This is a genomic window from Undibacterium sp. JH2W, assembly GCF_049340425.1.
Lineage (GTDB): Bacteria > Pseudomonadota > Gammaproteobacteria > Burkholderiales > Burkholderiaceae_D > Undibacterium.
Map to the genome: position 1 here is coordinate 296,125 of NZ_JBMPOT010000003.1, position 19,026 is coordinate 315,150.

The 19,026-nt window shown below is 47.9% G+C and carries 9 protein-coding genes and 1 other RNA gene; 7 read left to right on the top strand and 3 right to left on the bottom strand.

The features are described 5' to 3' along the window. Nucleotides 1-121: 121 nt before the first annotated feature. Nucleotides 122-2,395 carry an ATP-binding protein gene (locus ACO0LC_RS05855; protein ID WP_423001563.1) on the top strand — a complete coding sequence of 758 codons (2,274 nt, stop codon included), beginning with the start codon at nucleotides 122-124 and terminating at the stop codon, nucleotides 2,393-2,395. Between the two features lie 86 nt (nucleotides 2,396-2,481). Here the strand turns inward: ACO0LC_RS05855 and ffs are convergent. Next, nucleotides 2,482-2,580: signal recognition particle sRNA small type (gene ffs, locus ACO0LC_RS05860), an RNA gene on the bottom strand. Between the two features lie 228 nt (nucleotides 2,581-2,808). Here ffs and ACO0LC_RS05865 point away from each other — a divergent pair. The 5 genes from ACO0LC_RS05865 (at nucleotide 2,809) to ACO0LC_RS05885 (ending at nucleotide 12,410) form a co-directional block, all read left to right on the top strand. Continuing rightward, complete coding sequence (locus ACO0LC_RS05865) at nucleotides 2,809-3,711, top strand: ABC transporter ATP-binding protein (RefSeq protein WP_423001565.1); 903 nt, start codon at nucleotides 2,809-2,811, stop codon at nucleotides 3,709-3,711. Between the two features lie 9 nt (nucleotides 3,712-3,720). Then, the gene (locus tag ACO0LC_RS05870; RefSeq protein ID WP_423001567.1) at nucleotides 3,721-7,302 is read left to right on the top strand and encodes a M1 family aminopeptidase; all 3,582 of its coding nucleotides are present in this window, start codon (nucleotides 3,721-3,723) and stop codon (nucleotides 7,300-7,302) included. A gap of 328 nt (nucleotides 7,303-7,630) precedes the next feature. Beyond that, a complete protein-coding gene (gene pepF, locus ACO0LC_RS05875; RefSeq protein ID WP_423001569.1) occupies nucleotides 7,631-9,493 on the top strand; it encodes an oligoendopeptidase F in 1,863 nt (620 codons plus the stop codon). Between the two features lie 106 nt (nucleotides 9,494-9,599). Further along, on the top strand, nucleotides 9,600-11,654 hold the full coding sequence (locus ACO0LC_RS05880; protein ID WP_423001571.1) for a S46 family peptidase: 2,055 nt from the start codon (nucleotides 9,600-9,602) through the stop codon (nucleotides 11,652-11,654). Between the two features lie 156 nt (nucleotides 11,655-11,810). Beyond that, entirely contained in the window at nucleotides 11,811-12,410 is a 600-nt protein-coding gene (locus ACO0LC_RS05885) for a hemerythrin domain-containing protein (protein WP_423001573.1), read from the top strand. A 6-nt stretch (nucleotides 12,411-12,416) separates the two neighbouring features. Here ACO0LC_RS05885 and ACO0LC_RS05890 read toward each other — a convergent pair whose 3' ends face one another. Continuing rightward, on the bottom strand, nucleotides 12,417-13,313 hold the full coding sequence (locus ACO0LC_RS05890; RefSeq protein WP_423001575.1) for a DMT family transporter: 897 nt from the start codon (nucleotides 13,311-13,313) through the stop codon (nucleotides 12,417-12,419). A gap of 118 nt (nucleotides 13,314-13,431) precedes the next feature. Next, nucleotides 13,432-17,583: an ATP-dependent RNA helicase HrpA gene (gene hrpA / locus ACO0LC_RS05895; RefSeq protein ID WP_423001577.1), complete on the bottom strand. Its 4,152-nt coding sequence runs from the start codon at nucleotides 17,581-17,583 to the stop codon at nucleotides 13,432-13,434. Between the two features lie 216 nt (nucleotides 17,584-17,799). Between hrpA and ACO0LC_RS05900 the strand changes: the two genes are divergently transcribed. Then, nucleotides 17,800-18,951 carry a tetratricopeptide repeat protein gene (locus tag ACO0LC_RS05900; protein WP_423001579.1) on the top strand — a complete coding sequence of 384 codons (1,152 nt, stop codon included), beginning with the start codon at nucleotides 17,800-17,802 and terminating at the stop codon, nucleotides 18,949-18,951. Nucleotides 18,952-19,026: the final 75 nt, after the last annotated feature.

Consider the following 19,026-nt stretch of genomic DNA (forward strand, 5'->3'; position numbering starts at 1 on the left):
GAAAGTGCCCGCACTTTCCCTTACCATTTTTCTAATTTACCTGACTCATTTCTCAAGGATGCTTTCCGGTCTACTGTTTTTACAAGCAGCAATTGGAAAGTAGCTGTAAGAAGGAATTTGCATGGCAGTATCGGCTGCTCGGCCCCAAATTGCTGGCGTTATTTTCCTGTTACTCGCAGGTGTGGCAATTGCCGCCATTATTTTGCAAACCTGGTGGGCCATTTCGCAAGACCGTGGCATCACCTTCAAGTCAGAATACGAAAATGGTCTCGTTGCCGTTCGTTTACTGGAAGAACATGCCACACAAACATTGAGCGAAGCAGATAGCAATTTAAGCACCGTCATCAACGCCATCCAATCCATCAGCAGGGAGAAGGAACTCAATGACGATATCATCCGCGAACTCATCACCAAAGCTCAGCCATTTAATAAAGTACTCAAAGCACTCCAATATGTAAATACCTCAGGCAAAGCCTTTGTCAGTACCGTCGACTATCCAGCTTACCAGGTTGACGCCGATGAGAGGACCTACATTCCCTATTTACTGAAGCATCCTGAAATCAAACAAGCAATTATCGGCCACCCTTTCCAGCGCTTTTACGACACTGAACTGGTTGTTCCACTTGCCCGTAACCTGTTTTCAGACAATGGAACACATTTGGGTATTATCAGCACGGATATCAGTGTGTCTTATTTCAGTTCCGTTTATGCACGGGTTGCCAAAGACAGTAAGGCTATCGTCTCCTTGCTCACAGAAGATGGCACAGTGATAGTGCGTTTTCCTCTTGAAAAACAATATGTGGGTAAGGACATCAAACAGTCCCCAGTCATCAAAGAGTTAGCCCATAAACCGATAGAGGGCAATTTCACAGACAAACAATTTCTTGACGAAAACAATCAGATAGAACGGCTTTACACTTATCGCAAAATCGCTGCTTTCCCCATAGTTTCCGTATTTGCCCGTGATAATGACGCCATTCTTATCCCATGGCGTGAACGCACTCGCGACCGTCTGGTGTTTTCGGGAATTACGATACTGCTTTTATGCATATTGACATTTTCATTATGGCTACATATACGACGCCTGCACCACTCAGAGGATTCACTACGAAAATCAGAAATGTCATTACGTATCAGTGAAAGCAAATTCGTCAATCTGTTTAAATTTTCCCCCGTCCCCTTGGCATTGATCAGTCTGGCAGATGATCACCTGGTTGAAATCAACGATAGCCTGTTAAGGCAAACCGGTTTTCAAGCCCATGAAATACTGGGGAAAACACCGCAAGGGTTGCAGCTTTGGGAAGACATTTCCTTAAGAGCTAATTACTTGAATCTATTAAAAGAGCAAGGATTTGTAGACAAATTTGAAATGCGTTTCCGTTACAAGGATGGCACCGTTGCCACCTGCTTGCTATCTGCCAGGCTGTTCGAGTCCAATGGCAACAAGATGGTCATTTTTACCCCCATAGACATCAGTCAGATACGTGCAATAGAAAATGAAATTCGCCAGTTGAATACCGACCTCGAAGAGCGGGTAAGGCAGCGCACCCAGAGCCTGGAAGAAACCAATAGAGAACTGGGGAATGCGCTAGACAGCTTGACGGCCATGCAGGGCGAATTGATACGCTCAGAAAAAATGGCGGCATTAGGCTCACTGGTTGCCGGTATTGCACATGAACTCAACACGCCGATAGGTAATAGTGTTACCGTCGCCTCGACCTTGCAAGACCACGCGGTAAATATGGAGAATGAATTATCCACTACGCAACCGCGCCGCTCCGTCCTGGCTCAACTTACTAGGGAAACCAGTAAAGGCGCGAATATACTTGTACGCAGCCTGGACAGAGCCGCACAACTTATCCTCAGTTTTAAACAAGTTGCAGTAGACCAGTCCAGCAATCATAGACGCAACTTTGATCTGAGCACCACCTTGAATGAAATCCTGGTCACTCTGGAGCCCATGTACAGCAGGTCTACACATAGCCTGCATATCGATCTGGAACCCAATGTCGCGATGGAGAGCTACCCAGGTGCCTTGGCGCAAATTTTGACGAATTCCGTCAACAATTCCCTCACTCATGGTTTTGAAGGCATGGAACATGGAAATATGCATCTGAAAACCCGGCTTTCTGGCCAGCATCTGGTGAAAATTATCTTCAGCGATGATGGTGCAGGCATATCAGCTGAGCATCTGGCCCGCGTGTTTGATCCCTTCTTTACCACCAAGCTTGGTAAGGGCGGCTCTGGTCTGGGCATGCATATCGTCTATAACCTGGTCACCGATGTTCTGGGTGGGAAAATTGAATTGGGGAGTGAGCTTGGTAAAGGTACAACGATAAGCTTGATCTTGCCGCTTATTGCGCCAGTAAAGCAAACTGACAAGTTTGCTGCCTAGGGTCTCATTGTTGATAACAAAGAATCACGGCATCTGCTCAAGAGAACATAAACTGGGAGGAAAAACAGGAGAGACCGAAAGAAGAAGTTGGCGAGCCTGGTCTGCGGCACTTGCGGGAAATGACTGTGGCTGCTTCGTTCCCGACCTGACCAGATTGGCCATGCCGCAATGCGCAGGGGCCCGCCAAGCAATATTATATCGCATCAAACGCAAACTTGCAGCACTTTGGCCATAATTAGCCTGCGTGTATAGCAGCACTCTGCTGAGCGCTGAATTCAATCCACAATTTTCTATTTCCATCCCCGGCTATCCCCGTTTCATCGCATCTTTCCCTTTTCCACATTTCAATTGCATAAGATAGCCCTGCCCGCGCCGGATTGCGCAAGGAGAAGTTCAATCATAAAGGACAAAGCATGGAACTACGCATACAGCACCTCTCAAAACAATACAGCAATGGTGTACAAGCCCTTAAAGACATCAACCTGACCATACCCTCGGGCATGTTTGGCTTATTGGGACCGAATGGTGCGGGAAAATCGACCTTGATGCGCACTCTGGCGACTTTGCAAGACGCAGATGCAGGTACTGCAACGCTGGACAATATCAAAATCAGCGAACAAAAAGATCAGATTCGCCGCTTGCTAGGTTATTTGCCACAAGACTTTGGCCTCTACCCCAAAGTCAGCGCCTATGACCTGCTGGATCACTTCGCATTATTGAAGGGACTGCTCAATCGTAAGCAACGCAAAGAGGCCGTCGATGCACTACTGCACCAGACCAATCTTTATAGCGTCAAAAACAAGCATCTTGGTGGGTTTTCCGGTGGTATGCGGCAGCGCTTCGGGATCGCGCAAGCCCTGCTCGGCGACCCCAAACTGATCATTGTGGATGAACCCACGGCAGGTCTGGATCCGGAAGAACGGGTACGCTTCCACAATTTGTTAGCAGATATAGGCACAGAAAAAATCGTCATCCTGTCCACCCATATCGTTGAAGACGTCGCTGATTTGTGCAACAACATGGCTGTCATCGACAAGGGAAGCGTGATACTGAGCGGACAACCACTTAGGCTGATAGAGCAAATACAGGGAAAAATCTGGAAGCGTTTCATAGAAAAAATTGAACTCGCCGCTTATCAGCAAAAATATCCATTGATCTCCAGTCGCCTGACATCGGGCCGTACCCTGATACATGTCTATGCAGATGAAAGGCCAGACAATAGTTTCAACCCTGCACAAGGCAATCTGGAAGATGTGTATTTTTCAGCAATGGCGGGTTTGCTGCCCAGTGCCATGCCAATTCAACGTGCAGCTTAGGGAGTCGTCATGTTAGCGATACTCTTGTTTGAGCTGCGTCAAAAATCTCGTAGCCTGTCCAGCTATGTGTATTTTCTGGTGTTCTTTTGTCTGGCCCTGCTCTGGATGGCTGTGGCTGGCGGTGCGATTCCCAATGCGTCCATAGGCTTTGGTGGCAAAGTACACATCAACTCACCGTTGGCAATTTTCCAAAGCATCACCATACTTGGTTACCTGGGATTAGCTACAGTAGCCGCATTGATGGGTCAAGCTACCCACCAGGATATAGAACATCATACCTGGCATTTTTTTTATAGTGCACCCATCACGAAATTTCAATATTTGACTGGTCGCTTTTTGGGTGCACTGTTGACCTGCATGCTCATTTTTTCAGGTTTGGGTTTGGGAACCTGGTTGGGTTGTTACCTGCCCGGACTGGAAGCAATGAGACTGGGGCCGGCACAGGCATTATCTTACTTGCCACCCTATCTATACGCAATTCTGCCAAACTTCATCATCCTTGGTGGTATTTTCTTTAGCATGGGCGCACTCACGCGGCGCATGATGCCGGTGTATGTCTCTAGTGTCGTCCTGATCATAGGCTATTTGATCGCAACTTCCTTGAAATCGGATCTCGACAACAAGGTGGTCGCCGCATTACTGGACCCATTTGGCTCCACAGCGGTCAGTAACGTGACAGAATATTGGAGCATCAGCGATAAAAATACCCGGCAAATAAGCCTTGAAGGATTGTTCTTCCTTAATCGCTTGTTATGGTTGGGCTTGGCAAGTGGCTGCCTGGCGTTTTGTTACTGGCGCTTCAAATTCAGTACCGTCATCAACACCGGCAAGCAAAAGAAAGCAACTCTTGCAGTCGCACCGCCAGCCACATCACCCAATATCGCCTTAGCAAAACTGAAGCCTGATTTTGCAAGGAGCGGAATCTGGAAATTATTATTTGCCGAAAGCATGCTAAATCTGCGTGAATCAGTCAAAAATGTCTATTTCATCGTCTTACTGCTGGCGGGCATACTCTTCATGTTTGCCATCTCCAGCTCTACCACCAAACTGTTTGGCACTTCGACCTATCCAGTCACCTATGCCGTATTGGAAATACTCGGGGGTGGCTTCAGTCTTTTCATGTTGGTCATCACCAGTTTTTACGCTGGCGAATTGATCTGGCGTGAAAGAGATGCACGTATCTCACAATTGCTAGACGCATTGCCCTCCCCCAACTACCTGGCATTTACAGCAAAGTTGATCGCACTGATAACTTTGCAAGGCATCATGCTCCTGGTGCTGATGTTATGTGGCATGTTGATACAGACTATCTACGGTTATACCAATTATGAAATTGGTCTGTATGTACACCAGCTTTTTCTTATGCAATGGCCAGAATATGCGCTCATCGCAGCACTGGCAATGTCCCTGCAAGTTATCGTCAATCATAAATATCTGGCTTACTTTTTGATGGCGATCTATTACGTCGCCATGATAGCCCTGCCAGCCATGGGTGTGGAGCATCCTATGTTCCGCTATGCAGTAACGCCCTCCATGATTTATTCAGACATGAATGCCTACGGTCATGCACTGCCTTTGGCGCGATGGTATTTGAGCTATTGGGCTAGCGCTGCTTTGCTGTTGATCGCCTGGTCTTTAATGCTATGGGTGCGTGGCACGAACACGGAATTCCGTCTGCGTCTGCAATTAGCAAAACAGGCATGTGCCGGTGCTCATCTAGCCCTGGTTCTGATCAGTGTTTGCGGGTTTTTATTGACAGGCTCAGCCATCTTTTATTTTACGAACATCCTCAATCCCTATCGCAATCAATTTGCAAAAGAAAATGAAAATGCCGAGTATGAAAAACGATATAAACAATATTCCAGGCAAATACAGCCACGCATCAGTGATGTCAAACTGGACGTGGACATTTTTCCCGAAACGCGTAGCGCCCATATCAAAGGCAGCTACCAACTCGTCAACCAGAGCCAGCAGCTTATAGAAGAGATATTTATTACCCAGTCAGAAAATGCCCGCATCATCAAAATGGAATTGGGTTCCCTTTTTGCACAAAATATAGCTGACAAAGCATTGGGATTTTATAGCTATAAACTAAAAAATCCGCTGCCTCCAGGTGAAAAACTGGATTTGCAATTTGAACTGGAGCTCGCCCCCAGGGATTTCCTGGGTATGAGTCAGGGCCATGATATTTATCATAATGGCAGCTTTTTCAATAGCATATCAATGCCGCATATAGGTTATCAGCCTGAGGTGGAACTCAAAGAAGATAAAAGCAGGCGTGAGCATGGATTACCAGAAAAAGAGCGAATGGCATCTCGCGATGACCCCAAGGCGCTGCAGAACAGCTACCTTGCCAATGACGCAGACTGGATCAATTTTGACGCTGTCATATCAACTTCAGCAGATCAAATGGCCATTGCCCCTGGTACTTTAAAACGTCAATGGCAAGAGCATGGCCGCAACTATTATCACTATGTGCCTGAGCAAGCCATTTTGAATTTTTATGCATTCCAGTCTGGCCGCTACCAAGTCAAGCAAGCACAGTGGCAAAACATACCTATAGAAATCGATTATCACAAAGGACATGAATATAATCTGGAGCGCATGGTCAAAGGCGTACAAAAATCACTGGATTACTACACCACAAATTTTGGCCCATATCAGCACAAATTGGTCCGTATCGTTGAATTTCCTCGCTATGCCAGGTATGCCCAAGCTTTTCCAAACACCATACCGTTTTCGGAAAGTATAGGTTTCATTGCCCATGTAGATGACAACAATCCCAAGGATGTGGATTACCCCTTCTATGTCACGGCACATGAAGTCGCACATCAATGGTGGGGACATCAGCTCATTTCCGGGAATAGCAAAGGTGGCACTGTGCTGGTAGAGACACTGGCGCAATATTCTGCCCTGATGGTGATGAAACATACTTATGGTGAGGCGACCATGCGTCGCTTCCTCAAGTTTGAACTGGATCGCTATCTTCATGGGCGTGCCCAGGAAAGAAAGAAGGAGTTGCCACTGGCGGACAATGAAAATCAGGATTATATCCACTACGCAAAAGGCAGTCTGGCCATGTATCTGCTGCAAGACTTGATCGGTGAAGACAAAGTCAATCAGTCGCTACGCGAAATACTTGCCCTGCACGCTAACAAAGGGGCCCCCTATGCTAGTAGCACAGCCCTGCTCACGGCACTACGCAAAGTTACTCCTACGGAACAACAATATGTGATCAATGATTTATTTGAGTCCATCACCTTGTATGAAAATCGCGCCATTTCTGCTATAGCCAAGGCCATGCCTGACGGACAATATGAAATCAGCCTCAAAGTCAGCAGTAACAAATTAAAGGCAGATGAATTGGGCGTGGAAAAAGAAGTGCCTCTTAATGACTGGATGGATATCGGCGTCGATGATAAGGATGGCAAACCCATGTTACGCGTGCGCAAACTCATTAATCAAAAGGAAATGGAATTCACGATGATGGTGAAAGGCCAGCCAGCCAAGGCAGGCATAGATCCGGATATCAAATATGTAGACAGAAAACCAGACGATAACTTGATCAAACTTGAATTCAACAGCAAATAATTGACGAAGCCTGCATCACAAACAAAGGCGAATCCAGGTTCGCCTTTGTTGTACTTTATCAAAAAAATTACCTATTACACTGCATGGTTAATTTGACACTATTTAATATATATTACTGCCTATACAATTGAAATCAATCAATTTGCAGCGAAAAAGCAAAAAAACAGGAAATATATTTCCAAATTTGCTTTTCAATTAAGAACTTTCAGAACAAAATAATGCCCAAATACAGGGGCCAAGCGATGACAAGAAACATCTATATTAAATAAACAAAACTGTCTCCCCTGCATTTACTCCACATCCATTAATCCAAACTGGACCATAAACCATGCATAAACATCTTGTTCGCAACTTGTTCGCTGTTGCATTGATACTACCCGGCTTAACCTTTGCTGCTCATCCAAGTGAGACGGAAGCTGACCGCTGGAATTTGAATGATATGTACCAGACCAAGGCTGATTGGGACAAGGATGCCATGACCCTGGAAGTACAGTTAAAGCAATTCCAGACCTGTAGCGGTCACCTGGGTGACAGTCTGGCACGTTTCAAGACTTGTCTGGATTTGAATTCTGATTTGTGGAAGCGCTACTCACGCCTGTCCAGCTATGCATCTCAGTTCCGTGATCAGGATACTGGTGACAATGCAGGCATGGACCTGGGGCAACGCTCGGATATACTCGGCAGCAAAGTGGAAGAAGCAACTTCTTTCTTGCGGCCAGAAATTCTCAGTATGGGCGTGAAAAAGATACAAGCTTTCCAGGCCAAGGACAAAGGCTTGAAGATTTATGCACACCAGCTCGATGATATCTTGCGTTCTGGCGCACATACTCTGGACAAAAAAGGTGAAGAGCTGATCGCCACCTTCGGTATGGCCACCAATACCGCCAGCGCCGTTTACTCGACGTTCTCGAATGCCGAAATGCCATGGCCAAAAGTCAAATTATCGACAGGTGAAGAAGTACGCATCGATCAGGCTGCCTACACCAAATATCGCGCCGCGCCCAACCGGGCCGACCGCCAACTGGTGTTTGATGCATTCTGGGGCAAATGGAAAGAGTTCGAGCGCAGCTATGGCGTGACCTTTTACGAGCAATTGAAACGCGACGCAGCCTATGCCAAGATACGCAATTATCCTGACTCATTGACACAGGCCCTCGACAATAATAAGTTACCACGTGAAGTTTACGATACGCTGGTAACGCAAACCCGGGCCAACCTGCCTACCCTGCACCGCTATTTCAAACTGCGTGCGAAATTGCTAGGGGTAAAAGATCTGCGCTATTTCGACATCTATCCACCACTGGTATCTGGAGACTTCAAATATCCTATCAAGGATGGCGTCAAGCTGATGCTGGAATCCGTCAAACCATTGGGTGATGACTATGCCAAGGCCATGGCCAAAGCGACGACCGAGCGCTGGATGGATGTCTATCCACGTCCGCGCAAGCGCTCTGGTGCCTATATGAATGGTGCTGCCTATGATGTCCATCCTTACCTGCTATTGAACTACAACGATGACTATGAATCAGTATCGACCCTGGGACATGAATGGGGTCATGCCATGCATTCTTATCTGGCCAACAAACATCAACCTTTTATCAGCGCTGACTACCCTACCTTCACGGCAGAAATAGCGTCGACAACCAATGAAGTCTTCTTGCTGGACCATATGCTGAAAATCGCCAAGAGCGATGATGAGCGCCTGCTCTACCTGGGCTCAGCGTTGGAAAACCTGCGCGGCACTTTCTTCCGCCAGGCCATGTTTGCCGACTTTGAGCGTGAAGTCCACGCCAAGGTCGATAAAGGTGAATCACTGACTGGAGAGGCACTCTCCAAGATTTATGGCGACATACTGAAAAGCTATCACGGCGACAAAGAAGGCATCATGAAAATTGATGATACCTACGCGATAGAATGGGCTTACATCCCGCACTTCTATAACCGTTTCTATGTCTTCCAGTATGCAACCTCGATCGCGGCAGGCTCGATGTTTGCGGAAGAAGTCTTGAAAGGACAAGCTGGTGCCAAGGATAAATACCTCAATATCCTGAAAGCCGGTGGTTCTGCTTATCCCTATGAACTAGTCAAGAGTGCTGGCGTCGATCTGGCTTCGCCAGCTCCCTACCAGGCAGTATTTGCGCGCATGAATAAAATCATGGACCAAATAGAAGCTATACAGGCAAAACGCTAAGCACTCGCGCAACGCCTCTGCAGCCTATGCTTTATTTATATGAATAGCCTTTGCCATTCACCAGCTATGGTGAGTGGCAATTTATTTTTGAAGTAATGGAAAAACGATGCAAAAGAAATTCTTATTGCTGAGCCTGGTATTGCCCACCTTATCCTTGGCAGCCGAGGGCATGTGGACCATGGACAATTTGCCCAATAACAAACTGCAAGCTGAATATGCTTACAAACCCAACGCAGAATGGGTAAAAAATACCATGTTAAGTTCAGTCAAGCTGCCGGGTTGTTCTGGCTCTTTTGTTTCCAGGGATGGCCTGGTTATGACCAACCATCATTGCGCATCAAGCTGTATAGAGCAATTGTCAACGGCGAAGCAAAACTATATAGAACACGGTTTTCTGGCAAAGAAGCGTGAAGAAGAGCTGACCTGTCCAGCTTTGGAATTAAATCGTCTTGAAGAAATTACCGACGTTACTGAAGAAATCAAAAAAGCCACCGCAGGCCTGGAAGATGGCAAATTTAAACAAGCACAAAATGCCATCAGTAACAGACTGACTTCTGCCTGCGTCGGAGAAGACAAAGAAAAAACCCGTTGCGATATCGTAGACTTGTATCATGGTGGCCGCTATCACCTCTACAAATACCATCGTTATGCGGATACCCGCCTGGTGTGGGCTCCCGAAAAAGCCATCGCTTTTTTTGGTGGCGACCCGGATAATTTCAATTTCCCACGCTACGACCTTGATATCACCATGTTGCGCGTCTATGAAGACGGCAAACCGGCTGACATCAAATACTTTTTCCCTTTCAGCAAAATTGGCCCACAAGAAGGTGAATTAACTTTTGTTACCGGTCACCCTGGATCTACCCAGCGTCAATTAACCGTCTCTCAACTCAATAGCTTACGTGATATTGGCCTGATCGATGGTTTGCAACATATGGCCGAATTGCGCGGTGTGCTGACGCAATATCGCAAAACCAGCCCTGAAGCGGCACGTACAGCAGATCAAATGTTGTTCGGCATAGAGAACAGTTATAAAGCTGGTGTAGGCAGGCTGAAAACCCTGCTGGACCCGGAATTCATCGCCCGCAAGGAGGCTGAAGAACTGGCTTTGCGCCAGTTCGTTGATGCCAGGCCAGAGTTAAAAGGAAAAATCGGTGGTGCCTGGGATGCCATTAACAAAGCGCAGGAGCGCTACCGTCAACTACATAGAATAACCAGTATGACGGAAGGAGCGGCCGCTTTTTCAAGTAATTATTTCCGTATCGCCCGCACTCTGGTGCGTGCTGCAGATGAAAAAGTGAAGGCAAGTGCAGACCGCTTGCCAGAATTTACGGACAATCGCCTGGCTGGTGTACAACAAATGCTATTCTCCAAAGCGCCAATTTACCCGGAATTTGAAAAAATCAAACTGACTCATTCCCTGACCAAGATGCGCGAAGACCTGGGAACCGATCATGTTTTCGTCAAACAGGTTTTAGGCAAACTATCACCAGAGCAATTGACTGAAAAACTGATCAGCAAGACTCGCCTGGCAGATGTTGAATACCGGAAAACCCTGTGGAATGGCGGCAAGGAAGCCATTGTACAATCCGATGACCCCTTCATCAAATTGGCGCTGGCCATTGATACCGAGTCACGCAACGCAAGCAAACGCATGCAACAGGAAGTGCAATCTGTTGTACAGAAAAATTCTGAACTGATAGCACAGGCACGCTTCCTGCAATCAGGCACCAGCGTTTATCCAGATGCCACCGCGACCCTGCGCCTGTCTTATGGCGAAGTGAAAGGCTGGCAGCTTGGTGAGCGAAGCATCAAGCCTTTCACCACTTTTGCAGGCGCATTTGAACATGATACAGGCACCGCCCCCTTTGCTCTGCCAGCCTCCTGGCTTGCAGCAAAAAACAAACTGAACTTGCAACAGCCATATAATTTTGTCACCAATAACGACATCATAGGTGGCAATTCAGGCAGTCCGCTTATTAATAAGAATGGTGAAATCGTCGGCCTCGCTTTCGATGGCAATATCCATTCTTTAGGTGGTGCCTTTTGGTTTGATGGGCGTAGCAACCGTACTATTGCCGTTCATAGCGCTGCCATCCTGGAAGCCATGGATAAAATTTATAATGCCCAGGAATTATTGAAGGAGTTAAGTAGCAAGTAATACTTACTACCTCCAGAACTTCGAAAAGCCATGTCGGATAAATTTGACATGGCTTTTTAGCCAAGTAAACAGATCGCAGACTCCAGTTTTTGATCCTGATCAACAGCCCCCGCCTCTTGCCAAAGTAAAGTAAGGAAAAAAGCAAGGAGGCCTAGCATGTCTGTCAGAAATATTTACCCTGCATCACTCAGTGTCATACAGGACGAACACGAGCATTTGTCGTCTGTTATACAAGGCATGCTGTATTTCATCCGGCAAATCGAAGGGGGTGGCATAGCCCCTGATCTGAAGGTATTCCGGGCCATGCTTTATTACATCATGGAATATCCTGAAAAAGTACATCACCCAAAAGAAGATCTGTACCTGTTTGCCAAAATCAAGGAAAGAACACATCAACTTGACAGCGAGCTTGATGCCTTGAGCGAGCAACATAGCAAAGGCGAATTAATGGTGCACAGATTATCTCATGCCTTGTTGGATTATGAATTTAGTGGGCCGCCAGCGTTCGAACAGTTTCGTGAACTGGTGGAACAGTATGCACACTTCTATTTTGCCCATATGCGGACAGAAGAAGAGCGCATTATCCCTGTCGCCAGGCAAGTTCTGAATGATCACGATTGGAAAGAAGTGGATGCTGCCTTTCTGGAAAACCGCAAGATGCTTGATGACGCTGGCCAACGCTATAAATATGAGCAGTTATTCTCACTTATCGTCAACATCACGCCCGCACCTATAGGACTGGCAGATCCACTCTGAATAGCATTAACGACGTGAAGACAGGACTATGCCACCAACTATGCAAGAAAAAGCCGCGGCATGAAAAACATGAGGCGTTTCCCCTAGAAAAGCAGATGACATCATTGCAGCAAACAAAGGTGTCAGATTGCTGAAAAAAGCAGCGATATTCGGCCCCACTCTTTGCACGCCCAAGCCCCAGCAACGAAATGCAATCACTGCTGGGCCAATCGCGACAAAAGCCAGCGCAGCAAATAAGACTGGAGTCCAGTGCATGACTGGCTTGGTGATGCACCATTCAGCTGCGGAAAATACGCCCGACCACAACACACCAAAACTGACTTGCGCCAGCAAGAAATCAGCCCAGTGATTGCGCAACTCTCCGTCATTGCCGCGTGTTAGCAACCAACTATAAATTGACCATGTGATAGTGGCGACAATCATGAAAATGTCACCTGGCACAAGATGCAAAGCTAGCAATTGCTTCACCTCACCGCGACTCAGGACGATCAGCACTCCAGTGATAGACAGTAGTGCGCCAGCCAATTGCCAGCGCGAGATTTTGGCTTGAAAAAACACACGCCCCACAATCAACATCCACACTGGCATGCTAGCCGCAACCAGAGTGACATTGATCGGGGTGGAACTCTGCAAGGCCAGGTATTGCAAGGCATTGTACAAACCCACTCCCAGCAAACCTAATAGAGCATAGCGCCGCCAGTTACGCCATAACATGCTGTCGCGGTGATAAATGTGGAAAGCCATGGGCAGGAGTATCAAAAAAGCCAGCGCCCAGCGCATGAAATTCAGAGTAATCGGTGGCACCAGCTCATGTATCATGCGCCCGACTACAGCGTTGCCAGCCCATAGTAAAGGTGGAATAACAAGCAAAAATATCGTAGCGGGGTTCAGTTTATGATTCATGGATTTTTTTGAGCGATAAAAAAGCAGGCTTCAGCTTGATTAGCCTGAAGCCTGCCCTCAGCATACAACAAGCAAAAAAGCTTTGCCTGCGGCCATGCTTATCCTTATCCAATAGAGACTAACGCTGCAAACTCTCCCACACTTTTTGCAAGCGCTTGACCGAGACAGGCATGGGGGTACGCAGTTCCTGGGCAAACAAGGAAACCCTGAGTTCCTCCAGCAACCAACGGAACTCCAGCAATTTGGGGTCTGCATCAGCGCCAGTCTTGCGTGGATGACGTTGCCAGGCTTGCGCCACACTATTCCATTCAGCCAGCAACTTCTGGTCACGCGCAGGGTCAGCACGCAGCTTGTCCATACGCACCGTGATCGCTTTCAAATAACGAGGGAAATGCGATAACTGGGTGTAATCATTTTCTGCAATAAAACGCTTGGTCACCAACATCTGCAATTGCGTCTGCATATCTGCAGCCGCTTGTGCATGCGCCTTGATGCCTTGCAGCTTCTTGGGCAGACCATGGTATTCCGCCAGTATTTGCGCAGCTGTGCGGGCAATTTCATTGGCCAGCAAATTCAATCTGGCTTTGCCTTCATCGCGACGCTTATTAAATTCACCCGAATTGGCAGGTAAAGGGCTTTGCAGGAAAGCGCTTTCTAGCGCGACCTGGATAATCTGATCCCGCAACTCTTCTTGCGAGCCCAGCGCCATGAATTGCATGCCCATCTGCTGCAAGCCGGGAATATTTTTTTCCAGGAACTTGATCTGCTCTTTCAACTGCAAGGCAAACAGGCGTCGCATGCCTATGCGATGTATGCGCGCTGCCTCGTCCGGGTCATCGAACACTTCGATATGGCAATGCGTGAGTTTGTCGACCAGCGCTGGATAACCAATAAGAGTTTGCTTGCCTTGCTGGACTTCCAGCAATTCAGGCAGGCTGTCAAAGGTCCAGGCGGTCAGGTTTTCTTGCTTGAATGCTGGTACTGCGGCGTTCGTCTGAATGTTCGCAGTTGCAGGTTTTCCAGCATTACGAACTGACTTGTCTTCGGTGACAACAGCCTGTTTGGTCACAACTGGATTGGTATCCAATAGCGCCAGTTTCTCGGCACTGGCAATACGCTGAAAACTCTCGCGTGCCTGACCACCAAACTCAGCGCGCAGGCTGGCCAGATTACGGCCCATTTCCAGTTGACGGCCATGTTCATCGACGACCTTGAAATTCATCGTCAAATGCACGGGCACGGTCTCGAATTTGAAATCCGTGGTCTTGCATAGCAAACCTTTTTGCTCGCGTATATCGGCAATTACGGCGTCAAGGAAATTGCCTTTACCGAAATCATTGCGCTCGCAAAAACCTGCTGCATATTCAGGTATAGGCACACAATGACGACGTATTTTTTGCGGCAAGGACTTGATCAGCAAATGCACTTTTTCTTTGAGCATGCCAGGCACCAGCCATTCGCAGCGGTCTGCCGACACCTGATTCAGAGAAAATAAAGGTACAGTCAGGGTCACACCGTCGCGTGGGCTGCCTGGCTCAAAGTGATAACTGAGCTGCAAAGCCACACCCGAGACCTGCATGGTCTTGGGGAATAAGTCGGTAGTGACGCCTGCTGCCTCATGGCGCATCAACTCGTCCTTGTTCAGGTAGAGGAGCTTGGGGTTGGCCTTGGTCGCTTCTTTATGCCATTGCTCAAACAAGACTGCATTCCACACATCGGCTGGCAAGTGCTGATCATAAAAAGCTACGATCAGCTCTTCATCGACCAATACATCGAGGCGGCGCGATTTATGTTCGAGATTTTCTATCTCACGTACCAGTTTCTGGTTATACGCGAAGAAAGGGGCGCGAGTGTCAAATTCACCCTCGACCAGGGCATCACGAATAAACATCTCGCGCGCCTCTACTGGGTGCGTCAAACCATACTGGGTACGACGCTGGCTATATACAACAAGACCATACAGGGTCGCGCGTTCAAAGGCAGATACCTGGCCTGCACGTTTTTCCCAGCGTGGTTCGCCATAGGATTTTTTCAGCAGGTGCTCGCCTATCTTCTCCAGCCATTCCGGATTGATCTGGGCAATGCAGCGGCCGTACAGGCGTGTGGTATCCACCAGCTCAGCCGCCATGATCCAGCGCCCGGCTTTTTTGACCAGAGTAGAACCCGGCCAGATATAAAACTTGATACCACGTGCGCCCAGGTAATGCGCTTCTTCATCTGACTTATAGCCTATATTGCCCAGCAAACCCGTCAGCAATGACAAATGCAATTGCTCATAAGTGGCAGGTGCCTCATTCAAGCGCCAGCCCTGCTCTTTGACAATGGTCAGCAATTGCGAATGCACTTCACGCCATTCGCGCAAGCGCATCTGGCTCAGGAAATTGGCACGGCAATTATCTTGCAACTGGCGATTGGTTTTTTTGTGCTCGATGGCATCTTCAAACCATTTCCATATCTTCAGATAAGACTGGAATTCAGACTTTTCATCAGCAAATTTCTTGTGCGCCATGTCAGCCGCAGCCTGCGCCTCCATGGGGCGGTCACGCGGGTCTTGCACCGACAAGGCCGCCGCAATGATCAATACTTCCTGCAAGGCCTGGTTGTCACGCGCCGCCAAAATCATGCGACCGACACGCGGGTCCAGCGGCAGTTTGGCGAGTTGTCTGCCTACCGGCGTCAACTGATTCACTTCATCCATCGCCCCCAGTTCTTGCAAGAGCTGATAACCATCAGCAATCGCCCGGCCTGGTGGTGGCTCAATGAATGGGAAAGTTTCTACATCGGTCAGGCGCAGGGACTTCATGCGCAAGATAACAGCAGCCAGTGACGAGCGCAAAATCTCAGGCTCAGTAAATTTTGGCCTTTGCAGATAATCCTGCTCATCGTACAAACGTATGCAAACACCAGCTGCAACGCGGCCACAACGGCCAGCACGCTGATTGGCTGCTGACTGAGCCACTGCCTCTATCTGTAATTGTTCGACTTTATTCCGGTAGCTATAGCGCTTGACACGCGCCAGACCGGCATCAACGACATAACGTATGCCAGGTACGGTCAGCGAGGTTTCGGCCACATTGGTGGCCAGCACGATGCGACGCGCATTCGAGGTTTTGAATACCCGCTCCTGCTCTTGCGCTGACAAGCGGGCGAACAAGGGCAAAATCTCTACATGCGGTGGATGGTGTTTGCGCAAGGCTTCAGCAGCATCGCGGATTTCACGCTCGCCGGGTAAAAATACCAGCACGTCACCAGAACCTACACGACACAATTCATCAACGGCATCGGTAATCGCCGTCATCAAATCGCGTTCTTTATCTTTTTCTGTATCTTGTATCGGGCGATAGCGCACTTCTACCGGGTACAGCCGACCTGACACTTCAATCACAGGTGCAGGTTTGGGCTCAGCACCTCTGGTATCAGCAAAATGATTGGCAAAGCGTTGTGCATCTATCGTGGCTGAGGTGATGATGATCTTCAAGTCACGGCGCTTGGGTAGCAATTGCTTCAGATAACCGAGCAGAAAATCAATATTCAGGCTGCGTTCATGCGCCTCATCGATGATGATAGTGTCATATTGTTTTAACAGCGGGTCGGTCTGGGTTTCTGCCAGCAAGATACCGTCGGTCATCAGCTTGACCGATGCGCCCTTGCTAAGGGTATCGGTAAACCGGACTTTAAAACCTACATGCTCGCCCAGCGGCGAATTCAATTCTTGCGCAATACGCTTGGCGGTAGACGAAGCAGCAATACGGCGTGGCTGGGTGTGGCCTATCAGGCCTTTTTGCCCACGTCCCAGTTCCAGGCAGATTTTTGGTAATTGCGTGGTCTTGCCTGAGCCAGTTTCACCGCAAACAATAATGACCTGGTGCTTTTGCAAAGCCTCGGCAATCTCCGACCGCTTGCCAGATACCGGCAACTCTTCAGGGAAAGTAATAGGCGGCAAAACATTGCGGAAAGGTGAAGTTGGTGCATCTGTCGCCGGAGCAGGCGAAACCGGGGCTTTTGCCTTCCCACTTGAACGCTCTGTTGACGATGTCGATGGCTTATTGCGACCAGCTTGCCTTGTGGCTTGCCGTACCTGCCCATTCTGCGCTTTTGACGGGCGTGTCGATGCCATACCGCTCGCAGCGGACGGTGTAGTTCCAGTTTCCTCAGACTTTGCAGCAGTGACGCGCAATTGTTGTCGAAGTTCACGCAAACCCGATAAACCATCTATTGCACCGGGAATTGCTTTTTTGGGGGAGTTTTTTGGTGTTTGATTTGAAGACATAGCGCTGCGCATTATCCCAGATTTTCAGGCGGGGTGCGCAATGTTGTTTTTTATCTATGGCTATCAATCGAAACAGATTTTGGCGCGCTCAAATTTTGTTGGCACTAGAAACTAGAAAATAGTATGAACTAATTTCTCCAAAAATTAATCTATACTGAATAGATCAAAATCGGTCCAAACCGGTCATCATTTATTGAGACATAAATGGAGTTTAAGATGAAAACCTGGATGCTATTGCTTTTCACTTGCATGATTACTGCCTGCGCAACTCCTACTGCGCAAAAACTCGGCAATATACATTTTCACGATCAGGGATTTAGTCCAAGTTCAACTCCCGTCAACGCTGAGAATGTGCTTACTGTCAGCAAAGAAATGCATGCATATCTGCGAGATGTGATCATGCCACTTGCGCACAGGCGCGGACCACAGAAAGCCCTGTTTGAAGCCTTATCCAGCAAGCAGCAAATCAAGCTGGAATATGATGCAGAAATGACACGCAATGCTACCGAAGCTTTTGCTGCACGCTCCGGCAATTGCCTGTCGCTGGTGCTCATGACGTCTGCGTTTGCCAAGCAACTGGGCTTGGATGTGCAATATCAAAACATCCTCATAGACGAGTCCTGGAGCCGCATCGATGATTTGTATTTTGCAGCTGGCCACGTCAACATCGTACTTGGCAGGCGTCCTGGGTTTTTACGCAATACAGAAGAATATCAACAATCCATGGTAATAGATTTTTTGCCACCCGGTGAAATTCGCGGTCAAAAGTCTATGGCGATAGGGGAAGCGACGGTCCTCGCCATGTATATGAACAATCGGGCCGCCGAGTTACTGGCTAAACATAATGTCAATGACGCATATTGGTTTGCACGTGAAGCCCTGCGCATAGACCCTGATTTCATGATTGCCTACAATACTCTGGGTGTGATTTACCGCCAGCACGATGATTTGCAATTAGCAGAAAATGTATTCAAACAAATACTGCAAAAAGAACCAGAAAACACCCTCGCATTGAGTAACCTGGTCGAGGTTTTGCGTAAGTCTGCCCATTATGATGAAGCCCAGTCTTATCTCAGCACTCTCGAAAGATTACAGCCTTATCCACCTTTCTTTTTTTTCCAGCGCGGCCTGTCAGCCATGCAGCGTGGCGATTTCAAGGAAGCAAAAGCCTTATTCAAACGCGAAATAAAACGTGATGCCAACTATGATGAGTTTCACTTATGGCTGGCATTGGCGCATTTAAAACTTGGCGAAATATCAGACGCTACTGATGAACTGATTCTTGCCAAGGCCAATAGCACCACACGTAAAGCTCATGATTTATATGCGAATAAACTGGAGCGTATTAAAGCAACGTATACCCATTGAAAGCAGTGAAAACGCCAAAACTCATCAATCTGCATTTTTCGGGATGTATGAATATGTGGAAATTCGATCACCTTG

Excerpts from the sequence above, each read along its gene's own strand:
- pepF (WP_423001569.1), top strand. The coding sequence starts at position 7,631 with ATGCATAAACATCTTGTTCGCAACTTGTTCGCTGTTGCATTGATACTA.
- ACO0LC_RS05870 (WP_423001567.1), top strand. The coding sequence starts at position 3,721 with ATGTTAGCGATACTCTTGTTTGAGCTGCGTCAAAAATCTCGTAGCCTG.
- ACO0LC_RS05890 (WP_423001575.1), bottom strand. The coding sequence starts at position 13,313 with ATGAATCATAAACTGAACCCCGCTACGATATTTTTGCTTGTTATTCCA.
- ACO0LC_RS05880 (WP_423001571.1), top strand. The coding sequence starts at position 9,600 with ATGCAAAAGAAATTCTTATTGCTGAGCCTGGTATTGCCCACCTTATCC.
- ACO0LC_RS05900 (WP_423001579.1), top strand. The coding sequence starts at position 17,800 with ATGAAAACCTGGATGCTATTGCTTTTCACTTGCATGATTACTGCCTGC.
- ACO0LC_RS05885 (WP_423001573.1), top strand. The coding sequence starts at position 11,811 with ATGTCTGTCAGAAATATTTACCCTGCATCACTCAGTGTCATACAGGAC.
- ACO0LC_RS05865 (WP_423001565.1), top strand. The coding sequence starts at position 2,809 with ATGGAACTACGCATACAGCACCTCTCAAAACAATACAGCAATGGTGTA.
- ACO0LC_RS05855 (WP_423001563.1), top strand. The coding sequence starts at position 122 with ATGGCAGTATCGGCTGCTCGGCCCCAAATTGCTGGCGTTATTTTCCTG.
- hrpA (WP_423001577.1), bottom strand. The coding sequence starts at position 17,583 with ATGTCTTCAAATCAAACACCAAAAAACTCCCCCAAAAAAGCAATTCCC.